The sequence below is a fragment of the Ancylobacter sonchi genome (genome assembly GCF_018390695.1).
GTDB classification, from domain to species: Bacteria; Pseudomonadota; Alphaproteobacteria; order Rhizobiales; family Xanthobacteraceae; genus Ancylobacter; species Ancylobacter sonchi.
In genome coordinates this window covers 117,085-130,936 of record NZ_JAHBGF010000020.1, presented here as the reverse complement: position 1 = coordinate 130,936, position 13,852 = coordinate 117,085, and the positions used below count along the sequence as shown (strand labels likewise).

At 69.9% G+C, this 13,852-nt stretch carries 12 protein-coding genes; 8 read left to right on the top strand and 4 right to left on the bottom strand.

All coding sequences use genetic code 11. The annotated features are described in order from the left end of the window. Nucleotides 1-21 precede the first annotated feature (21 nt). Nucleotides 22-828: an undecaprenyl-diphosphate phosphatase gene (locus KHC28_RS11255; RefSeq protein WP_214008448.1), complete on the bottom strand. Its 807-nt coding sequence runs from the start codon at nucleotides 826-828 to the stop codon at nucleotides 22-24. A gap of 238 nt (nucleotides 829-1,066) precedes the next feature. Here KHC28_RS11255 and KHC28_RS11250 point away from each other — a divergent pair, with 238 nt between their 5' ends. The 5 genes from KHC28_RS11250 (at nucleotide 1,067) to pheT (ending at nucleotide 6,542) form a co-directional block, all read left to right on the top strand. Next, entirely contained in the window at nucleotides 1,067-1,957 is an 891-nt protein-coding gene (locus KHC28_RS11250) for an SH3 domain-containing protein (RefSeq protein ID WP_214008447.1), read from the top strand. Between the two features lie 253 nt (nucleotides 1,958-2,210). Then, nucleotides 2,211-2,411: a 50S ribosomal protein L35 gene (gene rpmI, locus KHC28_RS11245; protein ID WP_213353165.1), complete on the top strand. Its 201-nt coding sequence runs from the start codon at nucleotides 2,211-2,213 to the stop codon at nucleotides 2,409-2,411. 34 nt (nucleotides 2,412-2,445) lie between these two features. After that, complete coding sequence (gene rplT / locus KHC28_RS11240; protein ID WP_214008446.1) at nucleotides 2,446-2,814, top strand: 50S ribosomal protein L20; 369 nt, start codon at nucleotides 2,446-2,448, stop codon at nucleotides 2,812-2,814. A gap of 200 nt (nucleotides 2,815-3,014) precedes the next feature. Continuing rightward, on the top strand, nucleotides 3,015-4,115 hold the full coding sequence (gene pheS / locus KHC28_RS11235; RefSeq protein ID WP_376772673.1) for a phenylalanine--tRNA ligase subunit alpha: 1,101 nt from the start codon (nucleotides 3,015-3,017) through the stop codon (nucleotides 4,113-4,115). A 21-nt stretch (nucleotides 4,116-4,136) separates the two neighbouring features. Then, nucleotides 4,137-6,542 (top strand): phenylalanine--tRNA ligase subunit beta, encoded by a 2,406-nt coding sequence (pheT, locus tag KHC28_RS11230; protein WP_214008445.1) that lies wholly within the window; start codon nucleotides 4,137-4,139, stop codon nucleotides 6,540-6,542. A 300-nt stretch (nucleotides 6,543-6,842) separates the two neighbouring features. Here the strand turns inward: pheT and KHC28_RS11225 are convergent, their stop codons facing one another. After that, nucleotides 6,843-8,177, bottom strand: coding sequence for a flavin monoamine oxidase family protein (locus KHC28_RS11225; protein ID WP_214008444.1), 1,335 nt, complete (start codon nucleotides 8,175-8,177; stop codon nucleotides 6,843-6,845). Nucleotides 8,178-8,544: 367 nt separating this feature from the next. On the opposite strand from KHC28_RS11225, the gene KHC28_RS11220 reads away from it, so the two are divergent. After that, nucleotides 8,545-9,216, top strand: a complete 672-nt coding sequence (locus tag KHC28_RS11220; protein WP_214008443.1) for a sulfate transporter family protein — start codon at nucleotides 8,545-8,547, stop codon at nucleotides 9,214-9,216. Here KHC28_RS11220 and nth read toward each other — a convergent pair. Further along, nucleotides 9,191-10,102: an endonuclease III gene (gene nth / locus KHC28_RS11215; RefSeq protein WP_214008442.1), complete on the bottom strand. Its 912-nt coding sequence runs from the start codon at nucleotides 10,100-10,102 to the stop codon at nucleotides 9,191-9,193. The two genes, KHC28_RS11220 and nth, sit on opposite strands and share 26 nt — an antisense overlap. On the opposite strand from nth, the gene KHC28_RS11210 reads away from it, so the two are divergent. Together KHC28_RS11210 and KHC28_RS11205 are read left to right on the top strand one after the other, a co-directional pair. Continuing rightward, on the top strand, nucleotides 10,101-10,664 hold the full coding sequence (locus tag KHC28_RS11210) for a DUF2244 domain-containing protein (protein ID WP_214008441.1): 564 nt from the start codon (nucleotides 10,101-10,103) through the stop codon (nucleotides 10,662-10,664). The two genes, nth and KHC28_RS11210, sit on opposite strands and share 2 nt — an antisense overlap. Before the next feature lie 74 nt (nucleotides 10,665-10,738). Next, a complete protein-coding gene (locus KHC28_RS11205; RefSeq protein ID WP_312893165.1) occupies nucleotides 10,739-11,620 on the top strand; it encodes a methylated-DNA--[protein]-cysteine S-methyltransferase in 882 nt (293 codons plus the stop codon). Nucleotides 11,621-12,224: 604 nt separating this feature from the next. Here the strand turns inward: KHC28_RS11205 and glpK are convergent. Then, on the bottom strand, nucleotides 12,225-13,724 hold the full coding sequence (gene glpK, locus KHC28_RS11200) for a glycerol kinase GlpK (protein WP_214008440.1): 1,500 nt from the start codon (nucleotides 13,722-13,724) through the stop codon (nucleotides 12,225-12,227). Nucleotides 13,725-13,852 lie beyond the last annotated feature (128 nt).

Below are 13,852 nucleotides of genomic sequence, written 5' to 3'. Positions count from 1 at the left end.
AGCGGCCTTTGTAGGCGCGGCTCAGCCCACCAGCGCCAGCGCGATCAGCCCGACGCCGCCCACCGCGATGCGCCACCAGCCGAACGGCGTGAAGCCGTGCCGGGAAACAAAGCCGATCAGCGTGCGCACCACCGCCAGCGCCGCGATAAAGGCGGCGAGGAAGCCGACGACGATGAGGATGCCGTCATCCATCGAGAGGGCGTCGCGGTTCTTGTAGAGGTCGTAGGCGAAGGCGCCCGCCATGGTCGGCAAGGCGAGGAAGAAGGAGAACTCCGCCGCCGCCGGCTTGCTCACCCCGAGCAGCAGCCCGCCGACGATGGTCGAGCCGGAGCGCGACACCCCCGGGATCATGGCGAGGCACTGGATGAAGCCGACCTTCAGCGTCAGCAGCGGTGGCAGCGCCATGGGATCGGTGTAGCGCGGGCGGATCTTCAGCGTGTCCACCCACAACAGCACGATGCCGCCGAGAATCAGCATCACGCAGATCAACGCCGGCGATTCGAACAGCACCTGCTTGATGAAGCCATGCGCGAAGGCGCCAATCACCGCCGCCGGCAGGAAGGCGACGAGGATGCCGAGCACGAAATTGCGCGAGCGCGGGCTCGACGGCAGCGTAACCAGCACCTGCCAGAAACGCTGGAAGTAGGCGACCACGATGGCGAGGATGGCGCCGAGCTGGATCAGCACCTCGAAGACCTTGCCCTGGCTCTCGAAGCCGAGGAAATGACCGGCGAGCAGGATGTGGCCGGTGGAGGAGACGGGGAGGAATTCGGTGAAGCCTTCGAGAAGGCCGAGCAGGAAGGCTTCGAGCAGATTGCCGAACGACATGAAGACGATCCGGTGAGAGGCAGCGGAAAAGACGTCCGACGACCGCCGCAGGACGGACGAGGAACAGCGGAGGCCGCATCCTGTCCGCTTCGCGGCCGGCGATCAACGTGACGCTACGGTGGGAATCCGCAGTCGACGCCGCGCCGACACCGTGTCATCACGATTCCGCCTCACGAAGGTAATCCATTTTACCCTGGGTCGGCGTTGCGGACATGTTGCAACGTTCTGGAGAATACGCATGAAACGTCTTCTGGCCGCGTTGGGTGGCCTCATCGCCCTCACCGGCGTGGCCTCCGCGCAAACGGGCGGCTTCGTCACCACCAATGTGAACCTGCGCGCCGGGCCGGGCACCGACTATCCGGCGGTCGTGGTGCTCGGCGCCGGGACGCCGCTCTCCATTTTCGGCTGCCTCGACACCTATAGCTGGTGCGATGTCGACTGGCGCGGCTATCGCGGCTGGGTCGCCGCCGCCTATCTCGAATATGATTATCGCGGCCGACGCGTGGAATTTCCCAGCTATGCCCCGATGATCGGCGTGCCGATCATCGGCTTCAGCGTCGACAATTACTGGGGCCGCTACTACCGCGACCGCCCCTGGTATGGCGATCGCTACCGCTGGGGCTCGCCCCCCGGCCGGCGTCCTCCGCCGCCCCCGGGTGGTGGCTGGTATGGCGGCCCGCCTCCGGGAGGTGGCGGCTGGGGTGGCGGCGGTGGCGGCTGGAACAACGGCCCGCCTCCGCCGCGGGGCGGCTATGGCGGTGGCGGCTATGGCGGCGGCGGTGGCGGCTGGAATGGCGGTCCGCCCCAGGGAGGCGGCTGGAACGGTGGCGGGCAGCCCCCGCGCGGCAACTGGAACGGCGGCGGGCAGCCGCCGCAGGGTGGTTGGAATGGCGGCGGACAACCGCCGCAGGGCGGCTGGAACGGTGGCGGACAACCGCCGCGCGGCAATGGCGGCAATGGCGGACCTCCGCCGCAGCAGGGACGCCCGCCGCAGCAGGCCCAGCCTTCCGGCCCCCCGCCGCAACAGGGACGCCCGCCGGGACCGCCGCAGCAGATGGGCGAGCGCCCCGGCCCGCAGCGCAGCGACGATGGCTGCCCGCGCGTGCAGATGCAGAAGGGCCAGTGCTGACCGAGCACGGCTGACAGAGACATGGCCAGCCATCTGGCCAGCCGTTCCGCATGCGATGGCACGGGCGAATTCCCACGCCCGTGCCGGTTTGCCGCCTGACGGCTCTTGAAATGACCGGCCTGCTCCTGTATGGGGTGCGGCCTTATCGAACCGCCCGGCCAATCAGGGCTGCCGCGGCGGTTCTTCTGCTCAACACCAACAATATGGCCGCGCACGCCGCAAGGCGAGCAACTGGCCGCGGAGACCGAGCCAAATGCCCAAGATGAAGACCAAGTCCGGAGCGAAGAAGCGCTTCAAGCTCTCCGGCACCGGCAAGGTGATCATGGCCCAGGCGAACAAGCGCCATGGCATGATCAAGCGCACCAACAAGCAGATCCGGAACCAGCGCGGCACCTCCGTCATGGCGGAGCCGGATGCGGTGGTCGTCCGCAAGTATTTTCTGCCCAACGGCTGACGCCAGCCCTTAGCCCGTACCAGGAGAATTTCCCATGGCCCGTGTCAAGCGCGGCGTAACCTCCCACGCCAAGCACAAGAAGGTGCTGAAGGCTGCGAAGGGTTATTTCGGCCGCCGCAAGAATACCATCCGAGTCGCCAAGCAGGCCGTCGAGAAGGCGCAGCAGTACGCCTATCGCGACCGCAAGGTGAAGAAGCGCAATTTCCGCGCCCTGTGGATCCAGCGCATCAACGCTGCGACCCGCGAGCTCGGCTTCACCTATGGCCGATTTATCGACGGTCTCGGCAAGGCCGGGATCGAGGTCGACCGCAAGGTGCTCTCGGATATCGCCATCCATGAGCCCGAGGCGTTCAAGGCGCTGGTGGAGCAGGCCAAGGCCGCTCTGGAGCCCAAGGCCGCCTGATCTGGCCGCCTGACCTCCCCGCATCTGCCGGGACCGAAAATGAGAAGAGCCCCGCGCGTCCGCGCCGGGGCTCTTCGCGTTCCTGCGCCTGCCCGCATAGCCGGCGGCCCCGCCTTCCCCCGCCCGCCGCTTTGCGCCCGCCTTCCGCCTCGCTATAAGCGCCGCGTCCGCTCCCTCCGAGGAACCGCCGAGGAAACTTCATGTCCGTCGCCACCTTGCCCGATCTCGCCGCGCTCGAAGCCGAGCTGAATGCCGGCGTCGCCGCCGCCGCCGACGAGGCCGCCCTCGAAGCCCTGCGCGTTGCCGCGCTCGGCAAGAAGGGCTCGGTGTCCGAACTGCTCAAGAGCCTCGGCGGCATGAGCCCGGAGGAGCGCAAGACCGCCGGCCCCGCCATTAACGGCCTGCGCGACCGCCTCAACGCCGCGCTCGCCGAGCGCCGCACCGCGCTGAAGGCCGCCGCGCTGGAGAAGCGGCTGGAGACCGAGCGTCTCGACGTCACCCTGCCGGTGCGCGAGGCGCCGGCCGAGCTAGGCCGCGTCCACCCGATCAGCCAGGTGATCGACGAGCTCACCGCCATCTTCGCCGATATGGGCTTCGCGGTGGCCGAGGGGCCGGACATCGAGGACGACTTCCACAATTTCACCGCGCTGAACTTCCCCGAGGGGCATCCGGCGCGCGAGATGCACGACACCTTCTACCTGCCGACCAAGGAAGACGGCTCGCGCCTGGTGCTGCGCACCCACACCTCGCCGGTGCAGGTGCGCACCATGCTGGCGAACAAGCCGCCGATCCGCGTCATCTGCCCCGGCCGCACCTATCGCTCGGACAGTGACCAGACCCACACGCCGATGTTCCACCAGGTGGAAGGCCTCGTCATCGACAAGGGCTCGCATCTCGGCCACCTGAAGTGGATCCTGCAGGAATTCTGCAAGGCGTTCTTCGAGGTGGAAAACGTGACGATGCGGTTCCGCCCGTCCTTCTTCCCGTTCACCGAGCCGTCGATGGAGGTCGACATCCAGTGCGACCGCTCGCGCCCCGGCGAGATCCGCTTCGGCGAGGGCAATGACTGGCTGGAGATCCTCGGCTGCGGCATGGTGCACCCGAACGTCATCCGCAATTGCGGCCTCGACCCGGACGAGTATCAGGGCTTCGCCTGGGGCATGGGGATCGACCGCATCGCCATGCTGAAATACGGCATGCCGGACCTGCGCGCCTTCTTCGAGGCGGATGTGCGCTGGCTCCAGCATTACGGCTTCCGCCCGCTCGACTTCCCGACGCTGGCCGGCGGCCTGTCGAACTGAGCCCGGAGAGGAACAGATAAAATGAAATTCACCCTCTCCTGGCTGCGCGAGCACCTTTCCGGCAGCTACACGCTGGACGACGTCACCGGCGCCCTCAATCGCATCGGCTTCGAGGTCGAGGGCGTCGAGGACAAGGCGGGCAAGCTCAAGGGCTTCACCATCGCCTATGTGATCTCGGCCGAGAAGCATCCCAACGCCGACAAGCTGCGGGTCTGCATGGTCGATACCGGCACCGGCGAGCCCGTGCAGGTGGTGTGCGGCGCGCCCAATGCCCGCACCGGCATGAAGAGCGTGTTCTCGCCGCCCGGCACCTACATCCCCGGCAAGGACATCACGCTCGGCATCGGTTCGATCCGCGGCGTCGAGAGCCGCGGCATGCTGTGCTCGGCCGCCGAGCTGCAGCTCTCCGAGGACCATGACGGCATCATCGACCTGCCGGCGGACGCCCCCGTGGGCGCAACTTACGTCGACTGGATCGGCCTCGACGACCCGGTGGTCGAGATCGCCGTGACGCCGAACCGCGCCGACGGGCTCGGCATTCACGGCCTCGCCCGCGACCTCGCCGCCGCCGGGATCGGCACGCTCATCGAGGACGCGATCGTGCCGGTGCCGGGCGCCTTCCCCTGCCCGGTGAAGGTGACGATCGCTGACGACGCGCCCTGCCCCGCTTTCGCGCTGCGCCTCATTCGCGGGGTGAAGAACGGCCCGTCTCCCGACTGGGTGCAGGCCAAGCTGCGCGCCATCGGCCTGCGCCCGATCAACGCGCTGGTCGACGTCACCAACCTCATCACCTTCGACCAGAACCGGCCGCTGCACGTGTTCGACGCCAGGAAGGTGCATGGCGACCTGGTGGTGCGCCGCGCCACGGCCGGTGAGACGCTGCTGGCGCTCGACGGCAAGACCTACACGCTCGACGCTTCCATGTGCGTGATCGCCGACGATAAGGCCGTGGAATCGCTCGCCGGCGTGATGGGCGGCGAGGAGAGCGGCTGCGACGAGGCGACCACCGACGTGCTGGTGGAATCGGCGCTGTGGGAGCCGATCAACATCGCCCAGACCGGCCGCAAGCTGGGGCTGAACTCCGACGCCCGCTTCCGCTTCGAGCGCGGCATCGACCCGGCCTTCACCGTGCCCGGGCTGGAGCTGGCGACCAAGCTGATCCTCGACTTCTGCGGCGGCGAGCCCTCCGAGGTGGTGCTGGCCGGCGCGATCCCCGACACCACGCGGACGATCGCCTTCCCGCTGTCGCTGACCGAGAAGCTCGCCGGCCTCGTCGCCGACGATGCCGAGCAGATCGGCGTGCTGCACAAGCTCGGCTTCAAGGTCTCGGGCACCAGCGGCACCGTCGACGTCGTGCCGCCGTCCTGGCGCGGCGACATCGAGGGCAAGGCCGACCTCGTCGAGGAGGTGGTGCGCATCATCGGCCTCGACCGCGTGCCGGCCACGCCGTTCCCGCGCGACGAGACCGCCCGCAAGCCGGTGCTGACCACGTTGCAGATCCGCACCCGCAAGGCCAAGCGCACGCTGGCCACGCGCGGCCTCGTCGAGGCGGTCACCTGGTCCTTCGTGCCCAAGGCCTCGGCCGAGCTGTTCGGCGGCGGCAGCGAGGCGCTGGCGCTCGCCAACCCGATCGCCTCCGACCTCTCCGACATGCGCCCCAGCCTGTTGCCGGGCCTGATCCGCTCGGGCCAGGCCAATGCCGACCGTGGCCTGGGCGACGTCGCGCTGTTCGAGGTCGGGCAGGTGTTCAAGGGCGACCGGCCGCAGGACCAGTTCATCTGCGCCACCGGCATCCGCCGCGCCTTCGCCAAGCCCGCCGGCGCCGGCCGCCACTGGTCGGCGAAAGCCGCGCCGGTCGACGCCTTCGACGCCAAGGCCGATGCGCTCGCCGTGCTCGCCGCCTGCGGCGCCCCGGTCGCCAATCTGCAGATTTCGACCGATGCGCCGTCCTGGTTCCACCCCGGCCGCTCCGGCAGCTTCCGGCTCGGCGCCAATGTGATCGGGCATTTCGGCGAGCTGCACCCGGCGCTCTTGGAGGCGCTCGACGTCGAGGGGCCGCTGGTCGGCTTCGAGATCGTGCTCGACAAGATCCCCGAGCCGAAGGCCAAGGCGACGCGGGTGAAGCCGCTGCTCGACCTCTCGGCCTTCCAGCCGGTGGAGCGCGACTTCGCCTTCGTGGTGGCGCGTTCCGTGGCGGCCGGCGACATCGTCAAGGCGGTGGCCGGCGTCGACCGCAAGCTGATCGTCGCGGTGAACGTGTTCGACGTCTATGAGGGCGCCGGCATCGACGCCGACAAGAAGTCGGTGGCGCTCTCCGTCACGCTGCAGCCGCGCGAGAAGACGCTTACCGACGCCGAGATCGAGGCGGTGGCGGGCAAGATCGTCGCCGACGTGACCAAGAAGACCGGCGCCAGCCTGCGGGGCTGAGGTCGGATGGCCTTGTCATCCTCTCCCCGCCTGCACTCGGCTGTTGCCGAGTGCAGTTCCGGCACGATCGAAACCGGGAATATCCGGCTTCGATGGAGAGGTGGCCCGCGCAGCGGCTCGGTGAGGGGTTGCGCGATTGCGGACCCGAAGAAGCCCCCTCACCCCAGCCCTCTCCGTCGGGCATCGGATGTATCCGGCGCTGACTTTGTGAGGCGCAGAACTCAGCCCTAGCCGAGTTCCATGCGGGGAGAGGGAGCGGACCAAGCTCTCTGCCGCCGAACCTCAGCCGTCAGACCGCGCTCACGACGGCCCGCCCGTGAGGCGGATGGCGCGCTCGGCGGCGATCTCGCCGGAATTCCACGCGCCGGTGAGCGTGCCCCAGCCGCTGACATTGGCGTACTCGCCGGCGAAGACGATGCGGCCGAGCGGCGAAGAGAACTGGCTGCGTTGCGCGCCCTGCCCGGGCGCCGCCACCGCCATCGCACCGCGAATGAGCGGGTCGGCGGTCCAGTTCGACGCCACCAGCTTGCCGATCTCGCCAATGCCGAACGCCGCGCGCATATAGGCCTGCGCCGCCTCGCGCGCCGCCGCCTCCCCCTTGCCCGACAACGCCCGCGCCGGCACGCCGCCGACGCGCAGCACATGCACGTCGCTGCCGCCGAGGCGGCCGCGCAGCAGCGCCGGCGTGCCCTCCCCCACCTGCGCCAGCACCGTCTCGTTATCGGCGAGGTGCAGCGGATTGCCCGGCAGCTCGAAGGCCACCTGCTCGATGGCGCCGGACGGGCAGCCGCGCAAGGCGAGCGCGATGCGGGCCGGAAAGGCCGGGTTGAAGCGGATGGCATCGGAGGCCAGCACCGCCGCCGGCACGGCGAGGATGACGGTGCGGGCGCGGATCACGTTGCGGTCGCCGCGCAAGGCGAGCGCATAGACGCGGCCGGCATTGGTGATCTGCGTCACCACCGCATTGGTGCGCAGATTCGTCCACGCCGCCAGCCGCTCCAGCATGGTGCCGACCCCGAGCGTGCAGGTGACGTCGTCCGGCGGCGCCTGCCGGCGCGAGAGATCGAGCGTCGACACGGCGGAAAGCGGCTGGCCGCAGCCGAGCGGGCCGAGCAGCGCCTCCACCGTCGCGGTCCACGGGCCGCGCGTGGCGAAGAAGGCCGCGGCCGGCCCGTCCTTGCCGCCATCGGCGGCGGCCAGCATGTCGCGGCGCGCCCGGCCGAGCGCGAGGGCGAAGGCGTCATAGCCGCTCTCCGCCGCCTCGCGGCCGTCGACGAACAGCCGCGCCGAGGCGGGAACCGCGACCAGCGGCAGGCCGGCTTCCGTGGCGGCGTCGGCAAGGCCGCCATCCATCCGCGCGAAGGATGCCGCCCCGAGATCGACCGCCGGCCCGAGCGTCGTGTCGCTGCGCGCCCGCCCGCCGACCCGCGCGGCGGCCTCCAGCAGCACATAGGAGCGCCCGGAGGCGGCCAGCTTGCGCGCCGCCGCGATGCCCGCCGCACCGGCCCCGACAATGGCGACGTCGACGCCGGTGCCGGTGGTCTGGGCCAGCGCTGGCGCCGCGGGCGCAGCGGCGGGCAGACCGGCCAAGCCGGCGAGGAACGCGCGGCGCGAGGGATGGGGGGATCGGATCATGCGGCAAGAAACTCCGGCATCGGCCGCCACGCTAGAGCATGTTCCGCGAAAGCTGAAAGGCTTTCGCGGCGAGAACAGGCTCCAGCTCGTTGAATCCGGAGCCCTTCCGATCAGGCGATTCCACCGGGCGGAAGCGCCCCGGAAAGAGCTCCCGGAAGGGGTTTCCGCACGCGGCGCCGCGCGCCGGGCCGCATCGGCAGGCGGGACGGGAATCATGGTTTGTTCGAGGGAACGAATCGAGGACCGACTCAGGACCGGTGATTCCGCAAGCAAAAAATCTCGCGGCCGACGCAGCGGAAACAGCGCCACCCCTTTGAACGACACGCCCGCATGACTAGCTACAGGCGACCTCACCACGCGAGACGCCATGCTCCAGGACGCCGTCGCCGCCTTCGGGCGCACCTTCTCCCCCGCCTATCGCCGGGTACTCATCCGCTCCGTGCTCATCGCCCTCGGCCTTCTGGCGGCGCTCGGCATCGGCGCGCATTGGGCGCTGACCTATTTCGTCATGCTGGACTGGGGCTGGGCACAGCTGACGCTCGACATACTCGCCGCCGTCGGCATCTTCATCGGCGCGATCTTCCTGGTGCCGCCAGTGACCTCGCTGGTCGCCGGCCTGTTCCTCGACGAGGTGGCCGAGCGGGCGGAGGTGGAGGATTTCCCCGCCGATCCGCCCGGGCGGGCGCTGCCCTTCGTGCGCTCGCTGGCGATGACGCTGAAGTTCTTCGGCGTCATGCTGGTGGTGAACGTGATCGCGCTGGCGCTGCTGCTGGTGCCCGGCGTCAACCTCGTGGTGTTCTACATCGCCAATGGCTATTTGCTCGGCCGGGAATATTTCCAGCTCGCTGCCATGCGCTTCCGCAGCGAGGAGGAGGCGGGCGAGCTGCGCCGCCGGCATAGGCTGTCGATCTTCCTCGCCGGGCTGATCATCGCCGTGCTGGTGTCGGTGCCGATCCTCAACCTCGTCACCCCGGTGTTCGCCACCATCTTCATGGTGCGGCTGCACAAGCGGCTCACGCGGCGGGCGCTGCCGTCTTAGCGGGCCAGCGGCAGAGGTCGGCGACCAGGCAGCGCCAGCATTCCGGCGCGCGCGCCTTGCACACATAGCGCCCGTGCAGGATCAGCCAGTGATGGGCGTGCAGCTTGAAGCGGTCGGGGATCATCCGCTCAAGGCCGAGCTCGACTTCCAGCGGGTTCTTGCCGGCGGAGAGCCCGGTGCGGTTGGCGACGCGGAACAGATGCGTGTCCACCGCGATGGTCGGCAGGCCGAAGGCGATGTTGAGCACGACATTGGCGGTCTTGCGGCCGACGCCCGGCAGCGTCTCGAGGATAGCCCGGTCGGCGGGGACCGCGCCGCCGAACTCCGCGACCAGCCGGCGCGACAGCTCGACCACGTTCCGCGCCTTGCCGCGATAGAGGCCGAGGGTGCGGATATGGCCGGCGACGCCCTCCTCGCCAAGCGCCACCATCGCCTCGGGGGTCGGCGCGGCGGCGAACAGGGTGCGGGTCGCCTTGTTCACCCCGACATCGGTGGCCTGCGCCGAGAGCACCACCGCCACCAGCAAGGTGAACGGATCGACGTAATCCAGTTCGCCCTTGGGCTCGGGGTCGGCGGCCTCGAAGCGGGCGAAGGCTTCCGCCACCTCGGCCGGCGTCCACGGCGCGATGTCGCGCCCGGCCAGCGCGGCGGCGGCATTGGCCACCGCCCGGCGACGCTTGACCGCCTCGGGCGCCGCCGGGATCGCCTCGCGGGCGACCTTTTTGCCGGCAACCGCTTTGTTGGCAGCCGGTTTGGCCTTCCGGTCGGGCTCGGCCGTCGCCGCGGCCCGCTTGGCAGCGGGCTTCGGGGCGGGTGTGCGCGGGGAGGTGTCGGGCGGGGATTTCTTGTCGTCGCGAGCCATTTGCGAGCTATAATGCGGGGCCATGAGCGCTGCCAAGAGCTTTGCCGCCACTAGCCTTGCCGACGATCGGACCGCCCTCGCCGGAGGCGACGCGGCGGGCGAGGAGCCGACCCTCTATCGGGTCCGCCTCGCGCCGCACCGCTCGCTCGACGAACGCGGCTTCCGGCTGGTGATGCTGCTGGTCGCCGGGGTCAGCTTGGTCTGCGGCACCGCCTTCCTCTTGATGGGCGCCTGGCCGGTGTTCGGCGTGTTCGGCCTCGACGTGCTCGCCATCTACATCGCCTTCCGCATGAGCTTCCGCTCGGCGCGTGCCCGCGAGGAGATCACGGTGACGCCGAGCCTGATCGAGGTGCGCAAGATCGACCCGCGCGGCGCCGCCGACGAGGCGCGGCTCAACCCGCTGTGGACCCGGCTCGACAAGGAATTCCACGAGGATTACGGCCTGCAGCGCCTCAGCCTCACCTCGCGCGGCACGCCGGTGGTGGTGGGCGGCTTCCTGCACACCCAGCAGCGGGAGGAGCTCGCGCTCGGGCTCGACCGCGCGCTGGCCCAGGCCAAGCGCGGCGTGGCGCGGTCCGACCTCTGATGGACATCACGTCGAAATCGGGTGGCCCCCTGCTGGCAGACATGTCCAAATGGGCGCAACAGGAGGACACCGCCGTGCTCGCGCCAACTCTGGAGAATGCCCGCCCGCTCGAAATCGCCGCGAACGACTATGAGACCGTCCGACGCGCCGTCGAGTTCGTGAACCGCCGCTTCCGCGACCAGCCCGAGGTCGAGGAGATCGCCCGCGCCGCCGGCGTCTCGCCGCGCGCGCTCACCGATCTGTTCCGCCGCTGGTGCGGCCTCAGCCCCAAATCGTTCCTGCAGGCGGTGACGCTCGACGCCGCCCGGCAGGTGCTGTCGCAGTCCGACAACGTGCTGGAGGCCGCCTATGAGCTCGGCTTCTCCGGCCCGGGCCGGCTGCACGACCTGTTCGTGGTGCATGAATCGCTGTCGCCCGGCGAATGGAAGACCGGTGCCGCCGGGCTGATCATCCGCTGGGGCTTCCACCCCTCGCCGTTCGGACGCGCGCTCGCCATGGCGACGCCGCGCGGCCTGTGCGGCCTCGCCTTCGCCGACGAGGGCGGCGAGGACGAGGCGCTCGCCGACATGCGCAAGCGCTGGCCGAACGCCATCTATGTCGAGGACCCGCTGGCGACCGCGCCCTATGCGGCGCGCATCTTCAACCAGGAATGCTGGCGGCCGGACGACCCGCTGCGCATCGTGTTCATCGGCACCGACTTCGAGGTGCGGGTGTGGGAGACGCTGATGCGCATCCCGATGGGCCGCGCCACCACCTATTCCGCCATCGCCGGCCACATCGACCGGCCGAAGGCCGCGCGCGCCATCGGCGCGGCGGTGGGCAAGAACCCGATGTCCTTCGTGGTGCCCTGCCATCGCGTGCTCGGCAAGAGCGGCGACCTCACCGGCTATCACTGGGGCCTGACCCGCAAGCGCGCCATACTCGGCTGGGAAGCCGGGCAGGTGGGCGGGAAGTAGGGGCGGCTCCCCTCAGGGGCATGGCCAGGAAGAAGCCGGGCGGTGGAGATGGCTCCGCCGACCGGACTTTGGCAGAGCCGATGCGACCCTGCGGCCTGCCTGAGCGCACGGGGATGTGCCGGCAGATGTGGCCGGCCCGGTTGGAAGAGAACGCAGCCGAGGAGCCTCTCCCGGGTCGCGACCCGGATCGGCGTTCCCCCTGCGGCGTCACTGGCCGGGGGGGCGAGGGTGGCCGGCGGGACGTTCCACGTCGGCGACCATCAGGCCCAGAGCGCGATAGTACACGCATGGAAGCGAGCGTCCCGGCTCCCTCTTCCCGCACAGAATTCGGCTGTAGCCGAGTTCTGCACCTCGCAACGTCAGCACCGGATGCATCCGATGCTGACGGAGAGGGCTGGGGCAAGGGGCTTTCGACGGCTCCGCAGCGTTGTCACCCCTCACCGACCCGCTTCGCGGGACATCTCTCCGTCGAAGCCGGATGTTTCCAGCTTAGACCTCAACGGCCCCGAACTCGGCTACAGCCGAGTTCGGTCGGGGAGAGGCAAAGGAGACGAGTGCTCAGGGGCCACCCCTTACGGCCAGTCCAGGAACCCTACCCCGCCTCTCACGGCATGGTCAGCCGCCGCACCACGTCGCGCCAGCCGGCGAGCTTAGTTTCGCGCAGCGCCGGCTCCAGGATCGGCGTGAAGCGGTGGTCGAGCCGCCAGCGGTCGGCGAAGCGCTGCGGCTTCGGCAGCACGCCGGCATGCAGCCCGGCGAGATAGGCGGCGCCAAGCGCCGTGGTCTCCCGCACCACCGGACGGTCGACCGGCGCCGCCAGCAGATCCGACAGCCGCTGCATGGCGAAGTTCGAGGCGACCATGCCGCCATCGACGCGCAGTACCGTCGGCGCGCCATTGCCGCCGGCCTCGGCCCAATCGGCATGCATGGCGTCGAGCAGGTCGGCGGTCTGGTAGCAGACGCTCTCCAGCGCCGCGAGGGCGATCTCCGCCCGCCCCGTGCCACGCGTCAGCCCGAACAGCGCCCCGCGCACATCCGGATTCCAGTGCGGCGCGCCGAGCCCGACGAAGGCCGGCACCAGATAGACCTGCTGGGCGGGATCGGCCGCCTCGGCCAGCGCCTCGCTCTCGGCCGAGGCCTTGATGATGCCGAGCCCGTCGCGCAGCCACTGCACCGCCGCGCCGGCGACGAAGATCGAGCCTTCCAGCGCGTAGGTGCGCTTGCCGTCCAGTTGATAGGCGATGGTGGTGAGCAGCTTGTTCTTCGAGGTCACCGCCGTGGTGCCGGTATTGAGCAGCGCGAAGCAGCCGGTGCCGTAGGTCGACTTGATCATCCCCGGCTGGAAGCAGGCCTGACCGACGGTGGCCGCCTGCTGATCGCCGGCGATGCCGCAGATGCGGATGCCGCCGCCGAGCAGTTCCGGCAGCGTGGTGCCGAAATCGGCGGAGGAATCCCGCACCTCCGGCAGCATGGAACGCGGCACTCGCAGCAGCGCCAGCAGCTCGTCGTCCCATTCGCCGGTGTGGATGTTGAACAGCAGGGTGCGCGCGGCATTGGTGGCGTCGGTGGCGTGCACCGCGCCGCCGGTGAGGTGCCACAGCAGCCATGAATCCACCGTGCCGAAGGCGAGCTCGCCGCGCTCGGCGCGCGCCCGCGCGCCCGGCACGTGATCGAGGATCCAGCCGATCTTGGTGCCGGAAAAATACGGATCGAGGATCAGCCCGGTGCGGGCGCTCACCATCGGCTCGTGGCCTTCCGCCTTCAGGCGGGCGCAGAGCTCGGCGGTGCGGCGGTCCTGCCAGACGATGGCGCGGTAGATGGCGGCGCCGGTCTTGCGGTCCCAGACCACCGTGGTCTCGCGCTGGTTGGTGATGCCGATGGCGGCGATGTCGGCCGCCTTCGCCCCGGTCTGCTCCATCGCCGCCCGGCAGGTGGCGAGGGTGGTCTCCCACAGGTCGCGCGCCTCGTGCTCGACCCAGCCGGAGGACGGGAAATGCTGCGGGAACTCCTGCTGCGCCTGCGCCGCGATCGAGGTATCCGGCCGGAACAGGATGGCGCGCGAGGAGGTGGTGCCCTGGTCGATGGCGAGAAGGTAGCTGGTCATGCGCAATCCACGTTGCAAGGGCTCGCCCGCCGCGCCGCGACGTCCCGCCCGGACCTCCGGCGGTCCGTGCCGGGATCTATCCCGCCGCGGCCGAACCCGCGAGGCCCGGCGGCGGCATCGGACGTCGA

What these genes read in the sequence shown, in the direction of transcription:
- KHC28_RS11255 (WP_214008448.1), bottom strand. Translation starts at nt 828, where the DNA reads ATGTCGTTCGGCAATCTGCTCGAAGCCTTCCTGCTCGGCCTTCTCGAA.
- KHC28_RS11250 (WP_214008447.1), top strand. Translation starts at nt 1,067, where the DNA reads ATGAAACGTCTTCTGGCCGCGTTGGGTGGCCTCATCGCCCTCACCGGC.
- rpmI (WP_213353165.1), top strand. Translation starts at nt 2,211, where the DNA reads ATGCCCAAGATGAAGACCAAGTCCGGAGCGAAGAAGCGCTTCAAGCTC.
- rplT (WP_214008446.1), top strand. Translation starts at nt 2,446, where the DNA reads ATGGCCCGTGTCAAGCGCGGCGTAACCTCCCACGCCAAGCACAAGAAG.
- pheS (WP_376772673.1), top strand. Translation starts at nt 3,015, where the DNA reads ATGTCCGTCGCCACCTTGCCCGATCTCGCCGCGCTCGAAGCCGAGCTG.
- pheT (WP_214008445.1), top strand. Translation starts at nt 4,137, where the DNA reads ATGAAATTCACCCTCTCCTGGCTGCGCGAGCACCTTTCCGGCAGCTAC.
- KHC28_RS11225 (WP_214008444.1), bottom strand. Translation starts at nt 8,177, where the DNA reads ATGATCCGATCCCCCCATCCCTCGCGCCGCGCGTTCCTCGCCGGCTTG.
- KHC28_RS11220 (WP_214008443.1), top strand. Translation starts at nt 8,545, where the DNA reads ATGCTCCAGGACGCCGTCGCCGCCTTCGGGCGCACCTTCTCCCCCGCC.
- KHC28_RS11210 (WP_214008441.1), top strand. Translation starts at nt 10,101, where the DNA reads ATGAGCGCTGCCAAGAGCTTTGCCGCCACTAGCCTTGCCGACGATCGG.
- nth (WP_214008442.1), bottom strand. Translation starts at nt 10,102, where the DNA reads ATGGCCCCGCATTATAGCTCGCAAATGGCTCGCGACGACAAGAAATCC.
- glpK (WP_214008440.1), bottom strand. Translation starts at nt 13,724, where the DNA reads ATGACCAGCTACCTTCTCGCCATCGACCAGGGCACCACCTCCTCGCGC.